Below are 23,361 nucleotides of genomic sequence, written 5' to 3' on the forward strand. Positions count from 1 at the left end.
GTCATCGGGCGGACCGGTAGGCGACGGCGAAGGAGACGGCCGCCGCGATGCCGCTCAGGCAGCGGACGTGGTTGGCGGCCGTCCACCTCGACAGGTAGGCGGCCCAGAAGTCGGCGGTGGCCGGGGCCGACGCGTCGAGGGCGTTCAGCCGGTCGTTGTAGGGCACGTGGTAGACGATCGTCAGGATCACCGGGACGAGGACGAGCACGGCCCCGGCGACCGTCCACCAGGCTCCGGGCGCCGAGATGTCGCGCAGCGCGGAGATCCCGGCGGCGACGCCCGTCGCGGCGGAGCCGAACAGCACCAGCATGAACAGCGGATGCGGCGCGGCCCGGTTGATCGCCTGCATGGCGGCCGCGCCCTCGGCGGGCGGCAGCGTGCCGAGGGCGCGCATGACGAACGTGGAGAAGGCGAAGAAGACGCCGGCGCCGACCCCGGCGCCGACGGTCGAGACGAGCAGCAGTGCGCGGACCATGTTTCCCCCTCGGGATCTCGGATGCCTCCATCCCACCGCCGGAGCGGCCCAGGCTCCATCGCCGAGACGCGCGGCGGCATACGCGCGCGGGTCACGCGCTACCGTCCTGGCATGGACGCCCTCGCCGCACTCCTGAACGGTCAACGCGCCCGCGGCGCGTTCCTGCTGCGCTCGGTCATGGACCCTCCGTGGTCGATGCGGATCGAGGACGGCGCGCCGCTGACCGTCGTCGTCCTCGCCTGCGGGACGGCCTGGCTCACGCCCGCCGCCGGACCGCCGGTCGAGGTGACGCCCGGGGCCGTCGCGGTGGCGCGGGGCCCGGATCCGTACACCGTCGCGGACGCGCCGGACACCTCGCCGCAGATCTCCATCGGCCCCGGCCAGGTCTGCGCCTCCCTCGACGGCACCCGGCTGGAGGAGCGCATGTCGCAGGGCCTGCGCACCTGGGGGAACAGCCGCGACGGCCGGACGGTCATGCTCACCGGCACGTACGAGACCGCCGCCGAGACCTCGCGCGACCTCCTGTCGGCGCTGCCTCCGCTGCTCGTGCTCCCCGCCGAGGCGTCCCGCGAGCCGCTGGTCTCGGCGCTCGCCGCGGAGATCACCACCGAGGCGCCCGGCCAGTCCGCGGTCCTGGACCGCCTCCTCGACCTGCTCACCGTCACCGTGCTGCGCGCCTGGCTCACCCGCCCCGACGCCGAGCCGCCCGCCTGGTACCGCGCCCAGTCCGACCCCCTCGTCGGCCGGGCGCTGCGCCTGCTCGAACACAACCCCGCCCACCCGTGGACGGTCGACGCCCTGGCCGCCGAACTCGCCGTCTCCCGTTCCACCCTGACCCGCCGCTTCACCGCGCTGGTCGGCGCGCCCCCCATGGCCCACCTGACCGGGCACCGCCTCGACCTGGCCGCCGACCTCCTCGCCGACCCGTCCCTCACCCTCGGCGCCATCGCCCGCCGGGTCGGCTACGGCACGTCGTTCGCGCTCAGCGCCGCCTTCAAACGCGTCCGCGGGACGACCCCGGCCGAACACCGCGCGGTCAGCGCCGCGCAGGCCGGCCGGGAGGCCGCGGTCAGTTGAAGCAGTGCTGCTTCTTGTGGACGAGGCCCATCTCGTAGACCTTCTTGTCGGGGCCGAACAGGAAGTTGTACTGGGCGACCTTGCTGCCGGGGGCGGGGACCCAGGAGACGTTCACGGTGTCCTTGAGCTTGGGGTAGGCCTTCTTCACGGCGGCCTTGGTGGAGCCGATGCCGATGCCCTTCGGGGTCTTCATGGACTTCGCCGCGAAGATGGCGATGACGCCGTACTTGTTGGAGAGGTAACCGCTCGCGGCCTTCGGCTTCTTCTTAAAGACGAAGGTGGTGCAGCCCGAGCCCGCGTCGCCCGTCAGCTTGATCAGGCCGGTCTTGAGGGCCTTGGCCTTGGTCTGGCCGATCTTCAGCTTGCCGTAGCCCTGCGAGGTGAGCTTGGGCGCGGCCGCGGCGGCGGGCGGTGCCGGAAGCGCGACGAAGAGGGAGCAGGCGGCGAGCACGGCGACGGCTTTACGCACGAAGAGTGCCTTTCTGGGAGGTCTGGTACGCCAGGGCACATGCCGCTGACGATGCGCACAATACAGAGATCCCGGGCTTGCCGTGGGGTGCTCAGAGGAGGTCGCGCATGCGGTTGATCTCGGACTGCTGGGTGGTGGCGACGTCCTTGGCGAGCTGGAGGGAGAGGGTGTCGGTTCCGGAGGCCAGGACGGTGTCGGCCATGGCGAGCGCGCCCTCGTGGTGCTTGATCATGAGGGTGAGGTAGAGGCGGTCGAACTCCGCGGCGCGGGCCTCTTCCAGCGCGTCGAACTCCTGCTCGGTGATCATGCCGGGCATGGCGTGGTCGTGGCCCGTCGCGGGAAGCCTCTTGCGGTCGCGCAGCCAGTCGCGCATGACGGCGATCTCGCCGGTCTGGGCCGCGCTGATGCGGGACGCCAGGGACTTCACCCGGGGATCGGCGGCACGGGTCGGGGCAAGGTCGGACATCTCGATCGCCTGGCCGTGGTGCACGATCATCATGCGCATGAACGCGACGTCGGCCTCGGCGGGTTCCGGCTCGGCCGTCGGGCCCGAGGTGATCGTCGCGTTCGGCTCGCCGGGGCGGCCCGGGGCCAGCATCGTCGCGGTGGGACCCGCGACCGGCTCCTCGCCGCCGGAGCATCCGGCCAGCAGCGCGGCGGCCAGCGCCGCGACGGCCAGGGCACCCGTACCGCGTCCGACAACACCCATTCGACGCACTCCCTTCACCGCTCGCGACGTGAAGGTAACAACCCGGGACGCCCAGTGGGCATATCGCGTCGTACCAACATCATTACAGCCTTGTTCGAACTTCCCTTACATGCCGGGAAAAAGGTGATACTCGCGGCGATCGATCAGTGTCCGCCAAAGGAGCTCCCGTATGGCCTCCAGAGTCCTACACAGACCGACCGCCCGCCTCGTGACCGCCCTGCTCGCCGCGCTCACCCTGATCCTCGGCACCGTTCCCGCGTCCGCCGCCCCGGTCATCCCGGGCGTCGACGAGATCGTGTCGAGCCCCGACCTCAAGCACCTGGCGAACCTCCCCAAACAGGGGATCTTCGCCTCGGCCACCGCCTACAACTCCGACCTCGCCTTCAAGGGCGACCTGGCCTTCGCCGGCAACTACAACGGCTTCACGGTGTACGACATCGGTGAGCCCGCCGCGCCGACCGTCGTCAGCCAGGTCCTCTGCCCCGGATCACAGAACGACATCTCCGTCACCGGGAACCTGCTGTTCCTGTCGACGGACTCCTCCCGCAGCGACGACTCGTGTCAGAGCACCGCCAAGCCCGTCACCGACCCGACGGCCTGGGAGGGCATCAAGATCTTCGACATCAGCGACCCGGCGAACCCGAGCTACATCAAGTCGGTCGAGACCAAGTGCGGGTCCCACACCCACACCCTGGTGCCTTCGAAGAGCAAGAAGACCGTCTACCTGTACGTCTCGTCCTACCTGACGAGCGCGGCCAGCGTAGGCGCGGACTGCACCTACCCGCACGACAAGATCTCCGTGATCAAGGTGCCGGTCGCCGCCCCCACGACCGCCGCGCTCGTCGCCGAGCCCGTCCTGTTCAGCGACGGCGGCAACCCCGGGGACGGCCTCGCCTACCCCGAGACCACCTACGCGACGACCGGCTGCCACGACCTGACCGTCTACCCGGACAAGGACCTGATGGCCGGCGCCTGCATGGGCGACGGGGCGCTGTTCGACATCTCCGACCGGGAGGATCCGCAGCCGATCAGCGTCGTCCGCGACGACGCCAACTTCTCGTTCTGGCATTCCGCGACGTTCAACAACAAGGCCGACAAGGTCGTCTTCACCGACGAACTCGGTGGCGGCGGAACTGCCACCTGCAACGAGACGATCGGCGCGACCAAGGGCGCGGACGCCATCTACGACATCGTCGGCAAGGGCGACAAGCGCAAGCTCGTCTTCCGCAGCTACTTCAAGATCTCCCGCCCGAACGCCGACACCGAGAACTGCGTCGCCCACAACGGCAACCTGATCCCGGTCAAGGGCCGCGACATCATGGTCCAGGCCTGGTACCAGGGCGGCATCTCCGTCTGGGACTTCACCAACTCCCGCAACCCCAAGGAACTCGCCTACTTCGAGCGCGGCCCCCTCTCGGCCACCTCCCTCATCCTCGGCGGCTCCTGGTCGGCCTACTACTACAACGGCCACATCTACTCCAACGACATCCAAAAGGGCTTCGACGTCCTCAAGGTCACCGACCCCCTGACCAAACACGCCGGCCGCTACAAATACCCCATCCTCAACGCCCAAACCCAGTACGACATGTTCTAACCCAACACCCCAAACCGGCTCGCCCCGAGGCATCGGGGCGGGCCGGCGCCTTCGGTCGCCGCCCCGCGTGCCCGGGGTCCGGGAGCCGCGTGGCAGGATCGGCTCTCTCGCTTTCGCCTCGGGAGGCGTTGTGATCAGAGTGCGGGGGCTGCCGCTGCCCGGGGCGCTGGTGGAACTGCTCGCCGACGGGAGCTGGCGGCATCCGGGGGACGCGGTGCTCGCCGAGGTCGTGCCGTGGTTCGCCGAACCGCTGGACTTTCTGACGGACGTCGCGCGGATGCGACGGGAGTCGCGGTCGCTCGACGTGCTGGAGGGCGACTTCTTCAGGATCGCCTCCGGGGGGCCGGGCGGGAGGCCTGTCGAGCTGCCCTGGCTCGATGCCCGGTCCGCTGTGCTCATCGCCGTCAACCGGGAGCTCGGGGCCGATCTGGCGCTGGCGCTGGACTACCGGACGGGGTTGGCGGATCCGCGGGTCGTCGGGAGCGACTTCTGGACGGATCCCGGCCGGTGCGCCTGGCGTGTGGTGGCGCCGTCGTTCTGGGCCTTCGCGGCCGAACTCGGGCTCGCGCCGTTCCGGCGGTACCCGTACGTCGGCCCGGAGGAGATCCGGGAGCGGGCGCTCGTCCAGCCTCGCGGGAAGGCCATCACCTCGTCCGTCGGGCTCGCGGGATGGCTCGCCCGCCAGAACGAGCCCGAGGAGCCCTTCACCTTCGTCGTCGACGGGACGGGGACGCTGCTGCTCGCGCCCCGGCGGAGCGAGCACGTCGCCTGTGCCGGGGGTGGGGCCGTCCTCAGCGCCGGGGAGATCGCCTTCGAGCGCGACGGCGTGCTGTCGTGGGGCGTCGGCGAGGTCAGCAACCAGTCGACGGGGTACTGCCCGGAACCGTCGTCGTGGCCCGCGGTCGGCGGCGCGCTGGACCGGGCCGGGATCGCCCATCCGGGAGGGTTCACCGCCGCGTTCGTCTTCCGGCGGTGCGTCGCGTGCCGGCAGCTCAACATCGTGAAGGACGGGCACTATCGCTGCGCGGTGTGCGACGGGAGGCTGCCGGACGCGTGGGAGGCCGATCTGGTGGGTTGATGGGGTGGTTCAGAGGCCGATGGTGCTCTTTGGGCCCATGTAGGAGCCTGCGGCGGGGAAGCCGTCGCGGACGAGGGTGGTGAAACGGGCGGTGAAGCCGCGGGATGGGAGGGCGGCGAAGGGGGTCATCTCGACGGCGCGGATGGGACGGGTGTCGGCGTGCGGCGCGACGGACCCGAGCGTGCCGCCGGTGCGGCGGACCTCGAACGTCAGGTGGACGACGTGGGGGGCGCCGGGCGGGAGGTGGTCGCAGACGTAGAGGAGGCGGACGGGCTCGGTCTCCAGGCCGGTCTCCTCGCGCATCTCGCGCACCAGAGCGTCGGCGAGGGGCTCGCCCGGCTCGACCTTCCCGCCGGGGAGGGACCAGGTGCGGCCGTCGCCCACGTCCTGGTCGAGCAGGAGGAGAGCGCCGTCCTCGACGAGAATGCCGGTCACCCGCACGAGCATGTCAGCACGATAGCCGGAGCGGGCACTGCGTATCGGGGCATTTCCGAACGAGACGGGTCACCAGGAGGACAGGGTCCTGATCTCGGCAGGCGTCAGGGCACGGGGGTAGACGGCGGCCTTGTCCAGCGCGCCGGGCCAGTGGCCGCCTTCCAGGCCCGCCCACAGGTGCGCGCCGAGGTCGAGCGGCCCCGGCGTCTTCCAGGTGGCGGTGTGGCGGGCGGAGGCCTGGCGTTCGCCGTCCACGTAGAGGCTGATCCGCTTCGCGGCGGGATCGTGGACGCCGACGACGGCATACCAGCGGCCCTTCTCGGGGGCGACGGACGACGACACCGAGTCGGACTGCGGCTCGCTCGCGTCGGCGCGCGGCATGACGAAGTGCCAGCCGTCGACGCCCCAGGTGGACTTGTACTGGAGGAGGAAGGCCGATGAGGTCTTCCCGGGGAGGCTCGCGAGGGTGACGTCGCGCCGGTCGGTGGTCCCGTAGCCGTCGAAGCGGGCCCGGACGGCGACGGTGAAGCCCGCGGCGGGGTCGAGGCCCGGGACGTCGGCGACGGCGTGGCCGGAGAGCCCGTCCAGGATGAGGAGGCCGTCGCCGTCGAGCTTCGCGTTGCCGAAGCGTTCCGGGGCGGGGTCGTCGGCGGCGGTGAACTCCCACCAGGCCGCCGCGTCGGGCACGGGCGGCGGCGTGCCGGTGGCGGCGGGCGCTGGGGCGTCGGTGGAGGGCGGTGCGGGGGCCGAGGCCGGGGGCCGCACGGTCTCCTCGCCGGGGAGCACCCAGACGCCCTGCCGCCATCCGGCAACCCAGGAGTCCCCCCAGGCCCGCCGGGACCGCCGCGGGCGCCTCGTCCGCCGCATCCGCACGCCCACCCACACGAGGTACACGGCGCCCGCCCACCGCAGGGCCGTGTACGCCGCGTGCGAAGCCGTGAAGATCGCCGTGACCCCCGCGGACGACAGGGCGCCCCACACCAGTGTCCCGCTCTGGATTTCCCGCGACCACGCCCCAGGCCCGCTCGCGCAACCCCACCGCCGACGTCCGCAGGATCACCGCGGTGTCCAGTCCGGGAGCGATCGTCAGAAGCCCCACAACGATCGCGAACGACAAGATCTGCCCAGAAATATCCACGGACTCCCACCGTATCGCCTCCGTCCTCCCTTTCGGCGACCCGCACGGAGTCCTGGGGACGGCCCGGGGGCGCGCCACCCCGGCAGGCCGCGGGGCCTCGATCGCGACGGTCTCTGGGGTGGACGGCTGGCGGGGGCAGGGTGGGGCTCGTAGCATGAAGATCGGTATCGAGGCCCTTTCCCCCGGGGAGTCCGCGCCATGTCGATCTTCGATCGAGGTAAGAGCCGGACTCGGCGCAGGCTCGCGGCGGCCTTCGGCGGCGGGCCGGTCAACTGGGAGAAGGCGGCGCGGGACTATCGCGAACTGCTGCTCCACGCGCTCGGCGCGGGCGACGGGGCGGATGCGCGCGGTGTGTTCGACGCCTACGACGGGCGGTTCCCTGCCGCCAGGCACGTCCTCGCGTTCAGTGTTCGTGACGAGCCTGTGCTGGCCGGGCTCGTCGTCGGGGCCGACGCGGACGCGCTGGAGGTGCTTCTCGCGCTCGGGCACCGCGCCGGGATCGCCAAGGTGGCGGCGGCCGCGCGGGACGCGCTCGTCGACGCGCAGGCGGCCCGCGGAGACGCCGACCGCCTTGTGGCGCTGCTGCTGCGGCTGCACGCGTCCGGCCTCCTCGACGCGCCGACCATGGCGCGCGGGATGCTCGGCCACCTCGCGCGGCGTCCGCTGGGCGCGGACGCGCCGCTGTGGACGGCGTTCCTCGCCGGTGTCCCCGACGGGTGGTACCCCGACGTGTTCGCCGTTCACGCCCTGCTCGGCCGCGGCGCGCGGGCCGTCGCGCTGGCCGCCACCGCGGAGGAGCGCCGCGAGGCCCTGGCCGCCTGCCTGCGCTCGGCGAGTCTCGCCGACGTCCGCGCGGGCCTCGCCCTGGCGACGCCGGACGATGAACCCGTCCGCACCGGGCTCCGCAAGCACGCGGGCGACCTCCTGTTCGCCGAAGGCTCCCACGCGGAGGCACTCTCCCAGTACGCGGAAGCAGGAGACGACGACGGAGTGAGCCGCTGCCATGAGCGCCTCGGCGACGCTCTCGCGGCGCTGGAGACCTGCCCGCGGGGCTTCCCCGAACGCCTCGACCGCCTGACCGCGTCCTGCTGGCGGGCCGTCGACGCCCTCGTCGCCGCCGCGGACCACCTCGCCGCCGCCGCCCTGGCCGGCCGCGTCCTCGCCCGCCTCCGCGCCGAACCCGACGACGCCGCGGAAGCCGCGGGGGACGCGGCTGCCGCGGATGCCGCCAGAGTCGCCGAAGCGGTGTCGCGGCACGCGGCCGTCGCCGCGGTGGGGCGGCGGCGGATCGGGCACGGCGACCACCATGCGCGGAGCCTCTTCGAGGAGGCGCTGGGTGAGCTGTTCGCCGCCGCCTCCCATGCGGAGCGGGACGGGGACGTCTACCGGGCGCACGGGCTCTATCTGAGGGCGGGCCGGCCGGGTGACGCCGAACGCGTCCTGCGGGAGGAGCCGGGAGGCCGGCGGGAGAGGGCCGCGGCCCGGGAGGCGGGCGGCGACCTCGCCGGGGCCGCCGCCCTGTACGAGGAGGAGGGTGAGCGGGAAAGGGCCGTCGACCTGTATCTGCGGGCGGACAGGCCCGCGGAGGCCGCCCGGTGCCTTGAGGCGGGCAAGGGCGTCGCCGCGATCGAGGATCCAAGGCTCGTCGAGTGCCTGCGCAGGGCCGGGGACCACGAAAGGCTGACCGCGCTGGCGCTGCACGCCGTCGACACCGGAGCCCATACCGAACGGGCCCTGGAACTCCTACGCGAGGCACGCGACAGGTCCGAGATCCCGCCGCACCTCGAAGAGGCCGTCGCCCGCGTCCTGCAGGCCTCGCACGACCGGGAGGCCGCGCTCGTCGAGGAACACGTCGAGGCGTGGCTGCGGCGGGCGCGAGCGGAGATCGACGGCCGTTACGCGGCGGCCTGGGCCATGGACCTCGGCACCACGACGTGCGCCGTCGCCGTGTACGACAGGGAGGCGGGCGAGCCCGTCCTGTGCACCTGGAACGGCAGGTCGTTCTTCGCCTCCACGCTCGTCGTCGAGGAGGACGGGACGGAGCGAGTCGGGCTCTCCGGGGAGGAGCTCCTCGCCGACCGGGTCCGGGGCGCGATCCGGGCCGCGAAGCGCCGCATCGGCAGGTCGACCCGCTTCCGGATCCGCGACCGCGACTACCGGGCCGAGGAGGTCGCCGCCCGGCTCATCGCGCACGGCCGCGACCTCGTGGAGAGCTTCCTCGCCGAGCGCGTCGCCGAGCGCGCGGCGGAACTGGCCCGCGCCGATCTGGGCAGGACTCCCCCGGGCCTGGCCGACCGGCTCGCCCGCGACCCGCGCGCCCGGATCCCCCGCGACCGGGCGATCCTCACGATCCCGGCCTTCTTCGGCAACAACCAGAAGCAGGCGACGCGGGACGCGTGCGCGATCGCCCGCGTCGACCTCGTCAGGCTGATCCACGAGCCGACCGCCGCGTGCATCGCCGCCACCCGTCAGCGGCGCCTGGCCGGCAACGTCGTCGTGGTCGACCTCGGCGCGGGAACGCTCGACATCAGCGCGCTGACCGTCGACGACGGCGTGTACGAGGTGCTCCAGGTCACCGGCGACAACGCGTTCGGGGGCCGCGACCTCGACACCGTCATCGGCGGTGCGATCGAGCGGCGCCTGGCCCGCGACGGCGTCACGGTCCCGGCCAAGGGCAAGGACAGGCTCCGGTTCGAGATCGCCGTCGAGGAGCTGAAGATCACCCTTTCCGGGCAGTCGCATGCCGTCCACCCGATGCCGGGCTTCCTGGGCGATCCCGGCTTCGTGCTGGCGCTCGGCCGGGACGAGCTCGCCGACATCCTCGACGAGCCCCTGGCCCGGCTGCGGGCGGTCTGCGCCGGGATGCGCGACTCCCTGGACCGCACCCCGGACCATCTCGTGCTGGTCGGCGGGCCGATGCTCGCGCCGCCCGTCGCGGCCACCGTCGAAGGGGTCTTCGGGCTGCGCCGCACGGTGCTCGCCGACCCGCGCGCCGCCGTGGTCTTCGGCGCGGCGCTCCAGGCCGCGGTGCTCTCGGGCGCCCTCGCGGACCAAGTGCTGCTGGACGTGACCCCGCTCGCCCTCGGCATCCGGGTCGACCCGGACGAAGGCGCGCCGGAGTTCTCGGAGGTGATCGGGGCGAACACCACGATCCCCGTCCAGCGCACCCAGGTCTACACCACCGCCGCGGACGGCCAGGAGCAGGTGCTCATCGAGATCTACAACGGGGACCTCGACCCCGCCTCGAAGATCGCCGAGTTCCAGCTCGGCGGCATCCCGCCCGCGCCGAGGGGCGAGCCGAAGATCGAGGTGACGTTCGCGATCGACGCGAGCTGCGTCCTGGAGGTCACGGCCAAGGACGTCAAGACCGGCTCGCGGCGTTCCATCAGCGTGGCCGACACGACGCTGCTGCCGCCCGCCGCCGTCCGGGAGATGGCCGAGCGGCAGCGCGGCGACCGCGACGAGGCGGCCCGGCGGGCCGCGCTGGCGACGGCGCGGGGTGAGCTGTCGGATCTGCTTGAGGAGGCGGAGCGGGCGGACGGGGCCGCGCTCCTGGCCGAGCTGCGGCGGCTGCGCGCGGCGCACCGGGCGGGTCCGAGCCGTCCCGATCCGATGACCGAGCGGGCCCTCACCCAGATCCACGGGCGTGAGTTCACGGAGGTGGAGGCCGAGGTGCGCGCGCTGGAGGCCCCGCTGCGCGAGGCGTCCCTGGCGGTGTCGCAGTACCTGGCGGGCGAGCCGGACGAGGGCGCCGCGCGGGCCCTCACGGCCCGGCTGCGCGAGCTGGTCGAGCAGGCGCGGCCTCGGCTGGCGCAGCTGCGGCTGTGGACCGCGGTGCTCGTCCGGCTCGCGGCCGACGAGACGGATCCGCTGCTCCGGTTCCGCCGCCTGCACGCGGTCGGCGACCACGCGCGCGCTCTTGAGGCGGTCGCCGAGCTGGCGGAGCCGCCGAGGGCCGGGGATGACGTCGAGCGGTGGCTGCACTGCCTGGCCGAGACGGGGGCCGCCGAAGCCTACCGGGACGTTCTGCGCGCGTCAGGCGACGCCCTGGGCGTGCTGCTGCGCGATCCGGCGCACCCGGAAGGGTTCGACGCGCAGGGGTGCCTCGTCCGGGTCGGCCGGGTCAGCGGGTTCCTTCTCACGCCCACGCTCGTGGTCACCGAGGCGTCCGTGCTCGTCGGGGAAGGCGACCTGTCCGTCGTCTCGGCGACCGGGACGATCGGCGTCGTCGGGTCGTTCACCCTGCCGGGGCCGCGCGCGGCGGTCCTCCGGCTCGCCGCACCGGTCCGGGCCCGCCCCCTGCGGCTCGCCCACCCGAACCTGACACGGATCGGCGACCCCGCCTTCCTGCCCTCCGCCGGGACGCTGCGCGCCACCACCGTCGACGCCTTCGAGGCGTTCCCCGAGCAGTCCCTCGACCTCGTCCGCGTCCGGCTGCCCGGCACCGCCGCCGCGGACAACGGCCTACCCCTCCTCAACGCCCAAGGAGAGGTCCTCGGACTCCTCACCGGCGCGGAGCACCCCCGGGACACCACCTACGCCCTCTCCACGTCCTCCCTCCTCCCCCTCCTCACCTCCGCGGGATACGGCCTGCCCTCCTGACCGTGACGCGCGTCATGCGCGCCGTCCGGGCGGCCCTGCGGAGCTGCGGGGTTACCGCCGTGTGCGCAGGAGACGGGGAAGTGCGTTCTTCCGGAGCGAGCCGCCGAGGGCGAGGCTCGGGGTCGAACGAAGGAGGATTTCATGATCTTGGTGACCGGTGTCTCCGGCGCGCTCGGCGGGCTCGTCCATCGGGGGCTCGGCGCGCTCGGCGGGGTGAAGGCGCTCGCGGCGAGCAGGTCCGGCGCGGCCGACAGGCGGCTGGACTTCGACGATCCCGGCACGCTCTCCGCAGCGTTCGCCGGGGTGGACGTGCTCGTGTTCGTCTCGGCCGGCTATGCCGAGGACGACGTCGTGTTCGCCCGGCACGGGGCGGTGGCCGACGCCGCGACGCGGGCCGGCGTGCGGCACGTCGTCTACACCAGCCTCGTCGGGGCGGCCGACCGGCTGAGCATCGCGCTGCCGCACCGGTGGACCGAGCGACGGCTGGCCGAGGCGCCGTTCGGGGTGACGGTCCTGCGCAACGGGCTGTACGCCGAACTCGCCGCCGACTGGGCGACCGGAGCCGCCGCGTCCGCCGCGGCGACCGGCGAGTTCACCGCGGCGCTCGGGACCGGGCGGGTCCGCCTCGCGGCCCGCGAGGACCTCGCCGAAGCCGCCGTCCGGGTGGCCGCCGACGCCGCGGCGGACCTCGCCGCGGGCGTCCCGGTGCGCCACGCGGGCAGGACCTACGAGCTGGACGGGCCCGAGCCGATCGGCGGCACGGACCTCGCCGGGCTGCTCGCCGAGGCGCTGGGCAGGCCCGTCGCCTACCGGTCGCTGAGCACCGCCGAACTGCGCGCGTCCCTCGCCGGGACGCCGCTGCTGCCCTACCAGGTGGGCCACACGGTCTCGATGTTCAACACGATCCGGTCCGGGATGCTGGAGTCGTCCTCGCCCGGGGACCTCGCCGCGCTGCTGGGGCGCGCGCCCCGGTCCGCCCGGGAGCTCGTGGCCGCCGCGCTCGCGGACTGACGGGTCAGCCGGAAAGGGACAGGGCCTCGCTCGGTTCGGCGGTGTCGAAAGCGGCGCGGGAGCCTGCGATCGCCGCCTTGTGCGTGCGCGACCACGACGCGAGGCCCTGGATCGCGGCGGCGAGGCTCTGCCCCATCTCGGTCAGCCGGTACTCGACCTGCGGCGGCACGGTGTCGTAGACGGTGCGCCGGAGCAGGCCGTCGCGGACGAGGCGGCGGGTCGTCACCGTCAGCATCAGCTGGGAGATTCCGCTGACGGCCCGCTGGAGTTCCCGGAACCTGTGCGGCCGCTGCGCCAGCGTCACGATGACCAGGACCGACCAGCGGTCGCCCAGCCGGTCCAGCACGTCCCTGATGCCGCAGTCCTCGTGACCGCACGCCTCGATCGTCATGGCGTGCTCAAGGCCGCGGGGCCCGCGCTTGTTTCCGCCGGCCCCGCGTCGGCGAGGGCGTGGGGGCGCGGGCGGGCCGGTAAAAGTCCGCGAGCACTGACGCCGGCCCGCCCGGGGCCTCAGCGGAGGGCGGCGTTCAGGCGCGGCAGGAGGGCGTCGGGGGCGGACGTCGTGAGCGTGACGGCGCAGTCGGCGTCGTGGAGGAGGGTGAGGAAGGCGGTGAGGTGGTCGGGTTCGTCGACGAGGAGTTCTTCGGCGTGCGTGACGGCGAGCGCCGGAGCCGAGAGGTCGCGCAGGCAGTCGTACAGGGCGTCCCAGTTGCGGCCGAAGTGGGCCGGGAGGGACAGGGCCCGCGCGGCCTCGGTGAAGAGGGCCGCGCGGGTGCGGCAGGCGCGTCCGTCGAGGGCCCGGCCCGCGGGCGGCTCGGCGGTGACGGTGAGCCACGCGGGGAGCGGGCGGTCGGCGGACGTCATCGGCGGCCTACAGCTTGTAGAAGTCGGCGTAGTGGTTGGGCGTGAACCAGGTGGCGCCCGTGCTGCGGTTCACCACGATGCGGTAGGCGTCGCGGGCCGCGCCCTGGGCGCGGCTGTACACGTCGTACTCGTAGTACGTCGCGTCGGTCGGGAGCTGGCCTTCGCGGTTGTAGTGACGGCCTCCGGTGTAGTTGTACTTCCCGTCCGGCCACGAGTACCAGCCGGCCGTGGTCGGGAAGCCCTTGGCCGCCCAGGTCGTGCGGGCCGACCGGGCGGCGGCGCAGGTGGACAGGGTGCAGCTGCCGTAGACGGCGGCGTGCGCGGGCGCGACCGCCACAACGCCGCTCAGGGCGCTGACCCCGGCGACGACGGCGGCGGACAGGGTGATCCGGATCGAGCGGCGACGGTGCTGGGTGGGCAACGCGATCTCCTTCGAGGGGGTTCGGAACCCGGCCATGGTCACACGTATGACCGAACAGCCTCGGTCAGCCGAGTCAAGATTGTGTGAACACTCCCGCACAGCGCGGCGCGCGCCCGCCCGCACCACATTCCGCCGACGCCGACGGATTCGGGGTTGACCTCAAGGCAGGTCGAGGTCGCAGAGTACGGGCATGCGCAAACATGTGACGCTCGTGCTGGGGCCCGGCGGGCCCGCGGGAACCTCGTGGCTGGTCGGGCTCGCCCGGGGGCTGCGCGAACGCTCGGTCGACCTCGCGGCGGCGGACCTGCTCGTCGGGACGTCGGCCGGGGCGATCGCGGCCGCGGTGCTCGGAACCGGTCGCGATCTCGCCGACCTCGAACACCGGCCCGGCGAGTCCGTTCCGCTGCGGCCCTCGCCCCGGCTGCCGGAGATCTTCCAGCTCCTCGGCTCGGGGGTCGATCCCGCGGAGACCCGTCGGCGGGCGGGACGCCTCGCCGTGGAGACGGCGCCGGCCGCCGAGGACGTCCACGTGCGGCGGATGGCGTGGGTGCTCGGCGGCGATCCGGCCTGGCCGCGGACCCGGCTGCTGATCCCCACGGTCGCCGCCGACACCGGGGAACCCCGCGTGTGGACGGCGGCGGACGGGGTTCCGCTCGTCCGCGTCGTCGCCGCGAGCACCGCGTTCCCGGGCACTGCGCCGCCCGTCGTCCTCGACCGGTCGCCGCACATCGACGGGGCGCTCAGGAACGGCGCGAACGCCGACCTCGCGCCGTCCGATGGCACGGTGATCCTGGTCGAGCCGATGGCACCGATGCGCCCCGGCGGGCCGCCCAAGCCCGGATCCCTGCACGTCGCGCCAGACGACGCGTCCGCCGCCGTGCTCGCCGACCCGCTGGACGAGACCGCCTGGACCGGCGCCCATCAGGCGGGTCTCGCCCAGGCCGAGGCCGTCGCCCCGCTCCTCGCCCCGTTCCTGTCGCGCTGACCCGGAGCCGAACCTCGGCTGGACGGAATCGGCTAGGCGGGGTCGGCGGACTGGAGGGCCAGCCAGATGCGGTCGCGGGTGAGGGGGAGGTCCGTGAAGCGGATGCCGGTGGCGGCGCGCAGGGCGTTGGCGAGGGCGGGGGCGACCGGGTTGAAAGGGCTCTCGCTCATGGACTTGGCGCCCAGGGGGCCGATGGGATCGTGGGTGTCGGTGAAGTGGACCTCCGTGCGGGGCGTGTCGGCGTACTGGGGGACGCGGTAGGTGCGGAACGAGGCGGTCTCGACCTCGCCGCGGGAGTTCAGCCGGACGTTCTCGTAGAGGGCGGCGCCCAGGGCCTGGGCCACGCCGCCCTCGATCTGGCCGCGGCACTGGTTCGGGTTCATGACCCGGCCGGCGTCCGCGGCGTGGACGCTGCGCAGGACGCGCAGCTCGCCGGTGCCGGGGTCGACGGCCACCCGGAACCAGTGCGCGTTGAAGGCGACGGAGCGGGGAGTGCCGTCGAAGTGGCCGTCGGCGGCGAGATCCTGGCCGACGGCCTGCGCGGCGGCGTGCAGTTCCTTGAAGGGCAGCAGGCCGCCGGGATGCGCGACGCCCTCCTCGGCAAGGCGGCACGCGGCGCGCGGAGCCCCCACGCGGGCCGCCGCGAAGTCGAGGAGGAGATCGGCCAGCGCCCGGGAGGCGCGCAGCGTCGCCTTGCCCGCGATCATCACGCCGGTCGACCCGTAGGCCCCGGTGTCATGCGGGACGAGATCGGTGTCGGACTGGCGGACGGCGATCCGGTCGACGGTCGTGCCGAGTTCGGCGGCGGCGATCTGGCGGTGCACCGTCGTGGTGCCGTTGCCGAACTCGGCGGTGCCGACCGCGAGGCCGAAGGAGCCGTCCGGCAGGAGCGCGGCCCTGACGTCGGCGATGTGGCCGCGCGGCGGGCTCGTCGCGATCATCGCCAGGGCGGCGCCCTCGCCGACGAGCCAGCCTTCCGGGGCGGGCTCGCCGCCCGGCTCGTCCGGTGCGCCGCGCAGGACGGCGAGGCACGCGTCGAGGCCGTAGCTGGCGACGTGGAGGTCGTCCTTCTCGCCGTCGAGGGTCGGCAGGGGCTCGTCCGCGCCGATGATGTTCGCGGCCCGGAACTCCAGCGGGTCCATGCCGAGCCGCAGCGCGACCTCGTCCAGCGCCGACTCGACCGCGAACATCACCTGCCCGAGCCCGTACCCGCGGAAGGCGCCGGAGGGAAGGGTGTGCGTGTAGACGGCGAAGGCGTCCACCTTCTTGCTCAGCGCGCGGTAGACCGACAGGGACTCACCGATGCTGTGGAACATCACGCCCGGCCCGTGGTTGCCGTAAGCGCCCGTGTTCGAGATGATCCGCAGCCTTAGCGCGCTCAGGACGCCGTCCTTGCGCGCTCCCACCTTGACCTCGACGGTGAACGGGTGCCGCGTCGTCGCGCCGTAGAACTGCTCGGCCCGCGTGTACTCCAGCTTGACCGGCCGGCGCAGCCGCAGGACGGCCAGGGCCACGATGTCCTCGACCAGCATCTCCTGCTTGCCGCCGAACCCGCCGCCGACCCGTCCCGCGACGACCCGGACGCCGTCGTGCGGCAGGTCGAACAGCCGCGCCAGGGCCCGCCGGGTGAGGAACGGCGTCTGGGTGCTGGACCGGACGACGAGCCGCCCGTCCTCGTCGAGCCACGCCACCGCGCCGTGCGTCTCCAGCGCGGCGTGCTGCACCCGCTGGGTCCGGAACGTCTCCTCGTACACGACGTCGGCTTCGGCGAATCCGGCCTCGACGTCCCCGACCTCGGCGTGCGCCTCGGCGACCACGTTGGCCTCCGGCCGCGCGATCCCCGCCCCGTCCTTGGCGTGCACGACGGGCGCGCCGGGACGCATCGCCTCCTCCGGGTCGAACACCGCGGGGAGCACCTCGTAGGTGACCTCGATCCTTCGGCAGCCCTCCTCCGCGGCGGCCTCGCTGTCGGCCACGACGGCGGCGACGCGCTGTCCGACGTGGCGGACGATGTCGTCGAGGACCCGGGTGTCGGCGGGGTCGTCGGTCGCGTGCTCGTGCAGGCCGGTCGAGAAGAGTCGGCCGGGCGCGTCCTCGTGGGTGAACACCGCCCGGACGCCGGGGACGCGCAGCGCGGCCGAGACGTCGATCGCGACGATCCTGGCGTGGGCGTGCGGGGAGCGCAGCAGCTTCAGGTGGAGCAGGCCGGGCACGTCGAGGTCGAAGGTGAAGCGCGCGGCGCCGGTGACGATCTGGGGGCCCGCGGGCGCGGCGAGGTCACGGCCCACGGTCTCCCCGGCGGCCGCCTCCTCGACGTTGCACCTGCCGCGCACCGCGTCCTCGATGGCCCGGTATCCGGTACAACGACAGAGATTGCCCTTGAAAGCCCGGGGCAGATCGGCGAGCTGTGCTTCGTCCAGTTTCGCGGTGGTCATCACCATTCCCGCGGTGCAGAACCCGCACTGGAAGCCCTGCGCGTCGAGGAAACGCCGCTGGACGGGGTGCGGCTCCCCGTTCGGGCCGGCGAGCCCCTCGATCGTGGTGACGGCGCGGCCCTCGGCGCGGAAGGCCGGGTAGAGGCAGCTGTGCACCGCCGCGCCGTCCACGTGCACGGTGCAGGCGCCGCAGTCGCCGGTGTCGCAGCCCTTCTTCACCCCGTGCCAGCCGCGCTCGCGCAGATAGGTGCGCAGGCACTGGCCGGGACGCGGCTCCTCGGCGTGCGCGTGGCCGTTGACCTCGATGCTCACTGCGCCTCCTCAATGATCGCGGGGGCCTCCAGTTCGCGGCGGATCTCCTCGGCGAAGCGGAGCGTCATGTGCCTCCGCCACTCCGGGAGGCCGTGGACGTCGTCGAACCAGACGCCGCCGACCGCGTCCTCGATCGCCGTGCGCACGTCGTCGGCCGTCGGCGCGGAAAGCCTGACGGCGACGGGCCTCGGGGTGGAGGCGGTGACGGTGATCGTCACCGCGCCGTCGGTCGGATCGAGGGCGCCGATGACGAGGACCGCGGAGCGGCCGAGCCCGTGGAGGGACGCCTGCCGGAAGGCCGTCCGGCGCTCGAGCGCGCGGGCGGGCAGCGTGACCGAGCGCAGCAGCTCGCCTTCGGCCAGCACGTTCTCGCCCGCGCCGGTGACGAACTCCACGGCGGGCACCGTCCGCCGACCGCCGTCCTGGGCGAGGAGGAGGCACGCGCCGTCGAGGGCTGCCGTGAGCGAGATCATCGGGCCCGCCGGGAGCGCGTTGCAGAGGTTCCCGCCGACCGTCGCCATGTTCCAGACCTTGAACGAGGCGAGGAACGCCCGGCAGCACTGCTCGAACAGCGGCCCCGCCGGACGGTCCAGCCCTGCCGCGAACCTGGCCAGTTCCGCGATCGTGCACGTCGCGGCGATCTCCAGGGCGCCGTCGGGCAGCGGGGTGAGCGGGGCCCACCCGGACCGGCTCAGGTCCAGCAGACGGCGCAGGTGCGGCTGCGGCTCGGAGAACAGGTAGGTGCCCCCGGCCAGCCACGCGTCGCCGGGCAGCCAGACGACGGGACGGCTCGCGTCCCGCACCTCCACGACGGTGTTGAGATCCATGACCGCAAGTCAAGCAACGCGAGCCCGTCCGGCACATGACCTGCGCCTACGGAATGATCGCCCTTTACCGCCGCCCGGTCTGGAGGATCGCCCAAGACCGCCCGGGAGGGCCCGGCCAGGTGAGCCGGTGCCACACCCACTCCAGCGGCCCCCTCCGATGGCTGCGCAGCCACAGCGCGCACCCCGTCCACTGGACGACCAGGATCGCCGCCGCGACCGGGAGCACCCCGACCGCGCCGACGAGCGGCGCGGCGGCCAGCACCAGCACCGTCGCCGACAGGTAGCAGGTGAGCGACATCCGCCCGAGCGGCGCGAACACCGCGGCGAGGAGCCCCCGCAGCCGCGTCCGCAGCGCGAGCAGCACGACGCACACGTACACGCCCGCCACGAGCAGCCCCGCCAGCGCGGACCCCGCCTCGTCCGACGGATCGTCGAGTTGAACCACCAGCGCAGGCACCGCACCCGCCGCGCAGATCAACGCCGCCCCGGCGACGCCCCACCCGGCCCTGTCGAACACCTGGACCGCCCCGTACCTGGCGGACACGGCCCCCGCCAGCACCAGCCCCGGCACCAGCGGCGCACCCCCGCCGCCCAGCAGCAGCGGCCCCACGACGAGCACGCCGGCCGCCCCCGCCGCCGCCCAACGCGGCAGCCACGAGGCGGGCAGCAGCACGGCGAGCCCCACCACGGCATAGAGGGCCAGAATGTCCCCCTGCCAGAGCAGCGACAGATGAACCAGTCCGAACCCGAGCAGAACCACCAGCCGACGCACCAGCACCCCACGCGGACGCGCGACACGGCAAGCCGCGCTCTCCAGCATCAACGTGAACCCGATCCCGAACAACACCGAGAAGACCGGAAAGAACCGCTGCTCCACAAGCAGCCCCATCCACCACCCCGGCACCCGCCCGGCCTCGCCCCCGACCCCGACCGCCGCGATCGGCCCGACATCGGCCACCAGCACCCCGCACAGCGCGAACCCCCGCACCACGTCCAACCCGAGCACCCGAGCCCCCGAAAAACCCCGCCCCGCCCCCGAACACGGCCCCGGCATCTCCGCCTCGACACCCTCGCCGCCACCCATGCCGTCGAGGATAGGCGCCCGCCCCATGACCTCCCTTCCGTGGCGAGGAGAGGTGGGCTCTTCCTGCCGGGGCTGGTGAAGTCTGCCGGAGGGAAGCGAGTACGGAGGTGCGGCGGTGTGTGCCGTTCCGGGTCAGGGGGCGGCGGTCAGGCGGAGGAGGGGGATGGTGCGGCCGGCGGTGGCGGCCTGGGCGCGGTAGGCGGCGTAGACGGGGAAGACCCGGTCGGCCAGGGACCAGAGGCGGGGGTGGGCCGCCTCGTCGGCGGGCTCGGCTCGGAAGGGGTGGCCGTTGAAAAGGACGGCGGGGGTGGCACGGGCGTTGTGGTACCAGGCGGGGTGGGTGGGGGCGCCGGCGTGGGAGGCGACGATGACGATGTCGGCGCCGTCGTGGAAGTAGATGACCGCGTTGCGGCGCACCTTGCCGGAGCGCGCGCCGTGCGTCTCCAGGAGGCCGGTGGGCAGGAGGAGGCCCATGCCGAGCCGCCTCCCGGTCAGGCGCATCAGCAGGACGTCGGTCCTCCACATGGCCTTGTTGGTGAACACGCGCATGGCGAAGCGGGTGCCGAGGAACTTCAGGAAGGCCCGGTGGAAGCGGCCGTGGGGGGCATGCGGATCCACATGCCGAAGGCCCGGCAACTCTGACATATCCAACTCCCTGGGCGGGGGGACACGACCTCTTTTCGAGCCTACTCCCGCCTCTCCGCAGCGCCCTTCGGGGCCTGTGCTCCGCGGGAGACCGGAACGGGCACCGGGTCCGCGACACGCGCGACGGCGAGAGGCGACCGGCGACGGCGCAGGTGAAGCGGTCCCCCGGCCCGGCGATCCGCGCGGGGCGGCCCTGAGCCCGTAGGGCGCGCTCTAGGCGTCCAGGGCGGTGAGGAACCAGTCGAGTTCTCGGCGGGGGTGGCGGGCCGGGCCCCAGCCGTTGACCCGGGCGAGCAGGGTGAGGTAGCGCTCGCGGCGCGGGTCGTTGGCCGCCTCGAGATGGGCGCGCAGTCGGCTGCGCGGAGTCGTGTCGGCGAGGGGGGCGGCGACGAGGGTCGTGTAGGTCGCCAGGACCTCGTCGACGATCCCGACCGCCTCCGGGGAGTCGGGGGCCGTGCCCGAGGCGAGGGCGGCTTCCGCCTTCTGCTGGATGACGGCCACTATGTGGCGTCGGGGCGGACCGTGGTGCTGGACGGCCGAGGCCGCGTACTCCTCGTAGACGCCGCGCATGAGCGCGCGGAACTCCTCGTTCTGGAGGAGTTCGGCCAGCTCCACCCACGCGTCCACCTGCTCGGGGGTCGGATCGTCCGGGAGCGTGGGCGTGAGCGAGGTGCGGAGCGCGCGCAGGGTCGGGACGGTGAAGGCGCTGTCGAAGAAGGACGCCACCAGGGCGTCGCGCTCCGCGGCGGACAGACGGGCGAGGCGGTGCATCAGATCCAGTTCCTCCGGGGTCGCGGCGCGCCGGACGGCGGCCGTCAGGACGGCGTGCCGCAGCCGCAGCATCCGCATCTGGACGGCCACGGCCTCGGCGTGGGCGGCGGCGACGTCGGCGAGGACCGCCTCCCGATCGAGGATCTGCCGAACGGTCGGCAGGTCGATCCCCAGCTCGCGCAGGGTCCTGATCAGGCCGAGCCGGGCCAGCGCGCCCTCGCCGTACCGCCGGTGCCCCGACGGGCCGCGCCCCTCCACCGGAACGAGACCCTCGTCGGAGTAGAACCTGACGGTCTTGACGCTCGACCCGGACAACCGGGCGATCTCACCGATCGAGTACCGCACACCCCCAGCGTCGCATCTCCCGTCACGGGAGATGCAAGCCCGTCATCGGTCTCCGGGCTGGCGAAGCGTGTGGGCGGCGGCCTGGAGGAGCGCGATGAGCTCGTTGGCCAGGGAGGTGGGGCGGCGGCGGTGGACCATGGAGATCAGGCGGGTGGGGGTGCTGCCGGCGAGGTCGCGGAAGACGACGCCGTCCGGAGCGGACAGGACCAGCGCGGGGACCAGGGAGATGCCCAGGTTCGCCCGGATCAGGGCGAGGGTGAGGGTGTAATCGCGCGTCTCGTAACCGATCTGGGGAGTGAAACCGGCGGCTGACGCGAGGGTGTTCAGGCAGACGCGGTTGGGGACGCCCGCGCCGCCGGAGATCCAGGGGGCGTCGCGCAGGTCGGCGAGGGGGATCGGTCCAGGGTGTTCGGCCAGCGGGTGGCCGACGGGAAGGACGAGGCGGAGCGGATCGGACAGGAGGGGGCGGCGGGTGAGTCCCTGGGCGGGCACCGCGGGGACGCCCGGGTAGCGGTGGGTGATGAGGAGGTCCAGGTCGCCCGAGGTGACGAGGCCGTAGCCGTCGGGCGGCTCCAGGTCCAGGAGGGTGAGGTCGGCGTCGGGATGGCGGGCGCGCAGTTCGGCGAGCACGCCGGGGACGAGGGCCGCGCCCGCCGTCGCGAAGGTGCCGAGGGCGAGGCGCCGGCGGCCGGCGCCCATGGCGGCGCGTGCGGCGGCCTCTGCCTCGCGGAGCTCGCCCAGGACCCGCTCTCCGTGCCGGACGAGGACCTCGCCGACCTCGGTGAGACGCACGCCGGCGCCGGTGCGCTCCACCAGGCGCGTCTGGAGTTCGGTCTCCAGTTTCGCGAGCTGCTGCGACACCGCCGACGGCGTGTAGGCCATCCGGCGGGCCGCCTCCGCGATCGAGCCCGCGCGGGCGACCTCGACGAGCACGCGCAGCCTTCCGACGTCCAAGGGCATGAAGCAATGCTAACGGCACCCTAGAAATCGTCGCTGGCGCTGATGGGTGGTGGCGGAGCAGCATGGATCCATGACCGTCACCACGTTGCCGGGCGCCGCCGACGTCTCCGCCGCCGCCGCCCGAATCGCCCCGTACATCAGGCGCACTCCGCTCCTGGACACCCGGGTGGACGGGCGCCGAGTGCTGTTGAAGCTCGAACACCTCCAACTCAGCGGGTCGTTCAAGCTGCGGGGCGCCGTCAACGCGATCCTCGACGGGCCGGGCGGGCAGCACATCGTCACCGCTTCGGGCGGCAACCACGGACTCGGGGTCGCCACCGCGGCGTCGCTCCTCGGCGTGCCGGCCACCGTGTACGTGCCGGAGACCGTCCCGGAAGGCAAGGCGCGCCGCATCGAGGCGGCCGGGGCCCGGCTCGTCCGCCACGGCACGACCTATGCCGAGGCGGCGGCCGCGGCGGAGGAAGCAGCCGCGCGGCCCGGCCACACGTACCTCCCCGCCTATGACGACGCCGCGGTCATCGCGGGCCAGGGCACGCTCACCGCCGAGATCGTCGCGGACGCGCCCACCGTCGACACGATCGCGGTCGCCGTGGGCGGCGGCGGCCTCGCCGCGGGCACGGCGCTCGCCGCGGGTCCGCGCACCACCGTCGCCGTCGAACCGCAGGGCTGCCGGGCCTTCGCCGCCGCGCTGGAGGCGGGCCGCCCCGTCGACGTCGAACTGGACTCCGTCGCCTCCTCGGCCCTCGGCGCCACCCGGATAGGCGCGCTTCCCTACGCGCTCCTCAGCACCGCACCCGTCCGCTCCGTCCTCGTCTCCGACGCCGAGATCCTCCAAGCCCGCGACCTCCTGTGGGAGCAGTTCCGCATCGCCGTCGAACCCGCCGCCGCGGCCCCCTTCGCCGCCTGGCTCACCGACCGCGTCCCCGGCGCCCTCCCCTGCCTCGTCCTCTGCGGCGCCAACACCGACTGGACCCCCTCCTGAGCACCGGACTCAACGGTTCCTGACACGCGAAAAGCACGACCCGGAAGAGTCCCGGAAATGCGAAAAGGCCCCGAACCTGGGGTTCGGGGCCTTTCCTCACAGATATTGCGGCGGTGTCCTACTCTCCCACACAGTCTCCCGT

General features: G+C 73.5%; 21 protein-coding genes. 7 read left to right on the forward strand and 14 right to left on the reverse strand.

Features of this window, described 5'->3' with window-relative positions; translation table 11 throughout:
• Position 1: 1 nt before the first annotated feature.
• Positions 2-475, reverse strand: coding sequence for an anthrone oxygenase family protein (locus ACYVOM_RS11500; RefSeq protein WP_460303278.1), 474 nt, complete (start codon positions 473-475; stop codon positions 2-4).
• 111 nt (positions 476-586) lie between these two features.
• Here ACYVOM_RS11500 and ACYVOM_RS11505 point away from each other — a divergent pair, with 111 nt between their 5' ends.
• Entirely contained in the window at positions 587-1,552 is a 966-nt protein-coding gene (locus ACYVOM_RS11505) for an AraC family transcriptional regulator (RefSeq protein WP_460303279.1), read from the forward strand.
• Here the strand turns inward: ACYVOM_RS11505 and ACYVOM_RS11510 are convergent.
• Together ACYVOM_RS11510 and ACYVOM_RS11515 are read right to left on the reverse strand one after the other, a co-directional pair.
• Positions 1,545-2,021 carry a hypothetical protein gene (locus ACYVOM_RS11510; protein WP_460303280.1) on the reverse strand — a complete coding sequence of 159 codons (477 nt, stop codon included), beginning with the start codon at positions 2,019-2,021 and terminating at the stop codon, positions 1,545-1,547. The two genes, ACYVOM_RS11505 and ACYVOM_RS11510, sit on opposite strands and share 8 nt — an antisense overlap.
• A gap of 91 nt (positions 2,022-2,112) precedes the next feature.
• Positions 2,113-2,730, reverse strand: coding sequence for a DUF305 domain-containing protein (locus ACYVOM_RS11515; protein ID WP_460303281.1), 618 nt, complete (start codon positions 2,728-2,730; stop codon positions 2,113-2,115).
• Between the two features lie 169 nt (positions 2,731-2,899).
• Between ACYVOM_RS11515 and ACYVOM_RS11520 the strand changes: the two genes are divergently transcribed.
• Together ACYVOM_RS11520 and ACYVOM_RS11525 are read left to right on the forward strand one after the other, a co-directional pair.
• Positions 2,900-4,324: an LVIVD repeat-containing protein gene (locus tag ACYVOM_RS11520; RefSeq protein WP_460303282.1), complete on the forward strand. Its 1,425-nt coding sequence runs from the start codon at positions 2,900-2,902 to the stop codon at positions 4,322-4,324.
• A 130-nt stretch (positions 4,325-4,454) separates the two neighbouring features.
• Entirely contained in the window at positions 4,455-5,402 is a 948-nt protein-coding gene (locus ACYVOM_RS11525; protein ID WP_460303283.1) for a hypothetical protein, read from the forward strand.
• A gap of 9 nt (positions 5,403-5,411) precedes the next feature.
• Here the strand turns inward: ACYVOM_RS11525 and ACYVOM_RS11530 are convergent, their stop codons facing one another.
• Both ACYVOM_RS11530 and ACYVOM_RS11535 read right to left on the reverse strand, forming a co-directional pair.
• Positions 5,412-5,849 carry an NUDIX domain-containing protein gene (locus ACYVOM_RS11530; RefSeq protein WP_460303284.1) on the reverse strand — a complete coding sequence of 146 codons (438 nt, stop codon included), beginning with the start codon at positions 5,847-5,849 and terminating at the stop codon, positions 5,412-5,414.
• Positions 5,850-5,906: 57 nt separating this feature from the next.
• Complete coding sequence (locus ACYVOM_RS11535; protein ID WP_460303285.1) at positions 5,907-6,818, reverse strand: LamG domain-containing protein; 912 nt, start codon at positions 6,816-6,818, stop codon at positions 5,907-5,909.
• 355 nt (positions 6,819-7,173) lie between these two features.
• Here ACYVOM_RS11535 and ACYVOM_RS11540 point away from each other — a divergent pair, with 355 nt between their 5' ends.
• Together ACYVOM_RS11540 and ACYVOM_RS11545 are read left to right on the forward strand one after the other, a co-directional pair.
• A complete protein-coding gene (locus ACYVOM_RS11540; protein ID WP_460303286.1) occupies positions 7,174-11,577 on the forward strand; it encodes an Hsp70 family protein in 4,404 nt (1,467 codons plus the stop codon).
• 141 nt (positions 11,578-11,718) lie between these two features.
• On the forward strand, positions 11,719-12,588 hold the full coding sequence (locus tag ACYVOM_RS11545; protein WP_460303287.1) for an NAD(P)H-binding protein: 870 nt from the start codon (positions 11,719-11,721) through the stop codon (positions 12,586-12,588).
• Positions 12,589-12,592: 4 nt separating this feature from the next.
• Here the strand turns inward: ACYVOM_RS11545 and ACYVOM_RS11550 are convergent, their stop codons facing one another.
• The 3 genes from ACYVOM_RS11550 to ACYVOM_RS11560 all read right to left on the reverse strand — a co-directional run bounded on the left by ACYVOM_RS11550 (position 12,593) and on the right by ACYVOM_RS11560 (position 13,873).
• Positions 12,593-12,979: a winged helix-turn-helix transcriptional regulator gene (locus ACYVOM_RS11550; RefSeq protein ID WP_460303288.1), complete on the reverse strand. Its 387-nt coding sequence runs from the start codon at positions 12,977-12,979 to the stop codon at positions 12,593-12,595.
• A 119-nt stretch (positions 12,980-13,098) separates the two neighbouring features.
• Complete coding sequence (locus tag ACYVOM_RS11555) at positions 13,099-13,452, reverse strand: barstar family protein (RefSeq protein ID WP_460303289.1); 354 nt, start codon at positions 13,450-13,452, stop codon at positions 13,099-13,101.
• Between the two features lie 7 nt (positions 13,453-13,459).
• Positions 13,460-13,873: a ribonuclease domain-containing protein gene (locus ACYVOM_RS11560; RefSeq protein ID WP_460303290.1), complete on the reverse strand. Its 414-nt coding sequence runs from the start codon at positions 13,871-13,873 to the stop codon at positions 13,460-13,462.
• A gap of 190 nt (positions 13,874-14,063) precedes the next feature.
• Here ACYVOM_RS11560 and ACYVOM_RS11565 point away from each other — a divergent pair, with 190 nt between their 5' ends.
• Complete coding sequence (locus ACYVOM_RS11565) at positions 14,064-14,858, forward strand: patatin-like phospholipase family protein (RefSeq protein WP_460303291.1); 795 nt, start codon at positions 14,064-14,066, stop codon at positions 14,856-14,858.
• Positions 14,859-14,890: 32 nt separating this feature from the next.
• Here ACYVOM_RS11565 and ACYVOM_RS11570 read toward each other — a convergent pair whose 3' ends face one another.
• The 6 genes from ACYVOM_RS11570 to ACYVOM_RS11595 all read right to left on the reverse strand — a co-directional run bounded on the left by ACYVOM_RS11570 (position 14,891) and on the right by ACYVOM_RS11595 (position 22,237).
• The gene (locus ACYVOM_RS11570; protein WP_460303292.1) at positions 14,891-17,605 is read right to left on the reverse strand and encodes a molybdopterin-dependent oxidoreductase; all 2,715 of its coding nucleotides are present in this window, start codon (positions 17,603-17,605) and stop codon (positions 14,891-14,893) included.
• The gene (locus ACYVOM_RS11575) at positions 17,602-18,432 is read right to left on the reverse strand and encodes an FAD binding domain-containing protein (protein WP_460303293.1); all 831 of its coding nucleotides are present in this window, start codon (positions 18,430-18,432) and stop codon (positions 17,602-17,604) included. The genes ACYVOM_RS11570 and ACYVOM_RS11575 overlap by 4 nt, the downstream gene beginning before the upstream one ends.
• Positions 18,433-18,496: 64 nt before the next feature.
• Positions 18,497-19,423: a DUF418 domain-containing protein gene (locus ACYVOM_RS11580; RefSeq protein WP_460303298.1), complete on the reverse strand. Its 927-nt coding sequence runs from the start codon at positions 19,421-19,423 to the stop codon at positions 18,497-18,499.
• A gap of 225 nt (positions 19,424-19,648) precedes the next feature.
• Positions 19,649-20,161 carry a nitroreductase/quinone reductase family protein gene (locus tag ACYVOM_RS11585; protein ID WP_460303294.1) on the reverse strand — a complete coding sequence of 171 codons (513 nt, stop codon included), beginning with the start codon at positions 20,159-20,161 and terminating at the stop codon, positions 19,649-19,651.
• A gap of 213 nt (positions 20,162-20,374) precedes the next feature.
• The gene (locus tag ACYVOM_RS11590) at positions 20,375-21,277 is read right to left on the reverse strand and encodes a MerR family transcriptional regulator (RefSeq protein ID WP_460303295.1); all 903 of its coding nucleotides are present in this window, start codon (positions 21,275-21,277) and stop codon (positions 20,375-20,377) included.
• A 42-nt stretch (positions 21,278-21,319) separates the two neighbouring features.
• Positions 21,320-22,237: a LysR family transcriptional regulator gene (locus ACYVOM_RS11595; RefSeq protein ID WP_460303296.1), complete on the reverse strand. Its 918-nt coding sequence runs from the start codon at positions 22,235-22,237 to the stop codon at positions 21,320-21,322.
• 70 nt (positions 22,238-22,307) lie between these two features.
• Between ACYVOM_RS11595 and ACYVOM_RS11600 the strand changes: the two genes are divergently transcribed.
• Positions 22,308-23,219 carry a serine/threonine dehydratase gene (locus ACYVOM_RS11600; protein ID WP_460303297.1) on the forward strand — a complete coding sequence of 304 codons (912 nt, stop codon included), beginning with the start codon at positions 22,308-22,310 and terminating at the stop codon, positions 23,217-23,219.
• Positions 23,220-23,361: the final 142 nt, after the last annotated feature.

This window comes from Actinocorallia aurea (genome assembly GCF_054783995.1).

Coding starts and splice junctions, on each gene's coding strand:
- ACYVOM_RS11530 (WP_460303284.1), bottom strand. CDS start 5,849: ATGCTCGTGCGGGTGACCGGCATTCTCGTCGAGGACGGCGCTCTCCTC.
- ACYVOM_RS11600 (WP_460303297.1), top strand. CDS start 22,308: ATGACCGTCACCACGTTGCCGGGCGCCGCCGACGTCTCCGCCGCCGCC.
- ACYVOM_RS11505 (WP_460303279.1), top strand. CDS start 587: ATGGACGCCCTCGCCGCACTCCTGAACGGTCAACGCGCCCGCGGCGCG.
- ACYVOM_RS11515 (WP_460303281.1), bottom strand. CDS start 2,730: ATGGGTGTTGTCGGACGCGGTACGGGTGCCCTGGCCGTCGCGGCGCTG.
- ACYVOM_RS11520 (WP_460303282.1), top strand. CDS start 2,900: ATGGCCTCCAGAGTCCTACACAGACCGACCGCCCGCCTCGTGACCGCC.
- ACYVOM_RS11540 (WP_460303286.1), top strand. CDS start 7,174: ATGTCGATCTTCGATCGAGGTAAGAGCCGGACTCGGCGCAGGCTCGCG.
- ACYVOM_RS11585 (WP_460303294.1), bottom strand. CDS start 20,161: ATGTCAGAGTTGCCGGGCCTTCGGCATGTGGATCCGCATGCCCCCCAC.
- ACYVOM_RS11545 (WP_460303287.1), top strand. CDS start 11,719: ATGATCTTGGTGACCGGTGTCTCCGGCGCGCTCGGCGGGCTCGTCCAT.
- ACYVOM_RS11550 (WP_460303288.1), bottom strand. CDS start 12,979: ATGACGATCGAGGCGTGCGGTCACGAGGACTGCGGCATCAGGGACGTG.
- ACYVOM_RS11565 (WP_460303291.1), top strand. CDS start 14,064: ATGCGCAAACATGTGACGCTCGTGCTGGGGCCCGGCGGGCCCGCGGGA.
- ACYVOM_RS11595 (WP_460303296.1), bottom strand. CDS start 22,237: ATGCCCTTGGACGTCGGAAGGCTGCGCGTGCTCGTCGAGGTCGCCCGC.
- ACYVOM_RS11575 (WP_460303293.1), bottom strand. CDS start 18,432: ATGGATCTCAACACCGTCGTGGAGGTGCGGGACGCGAGCCGTCCCGTC.
- ACYVOM_RS11500 (WP_460303278.1), bottom strand. CDS start 475: ATGGTCCGCGCACTGCTGCTCGTCTCGACCGTCGGCGCCGGGGTCGGC.
- ACYVOM_RS11555 (WP_460303289.1), bottom strand. CDS start 13,452: ATGACGTCCGCCGACCGCCCGCTCCCCGCGTGGCTCACCGTCACCGCC.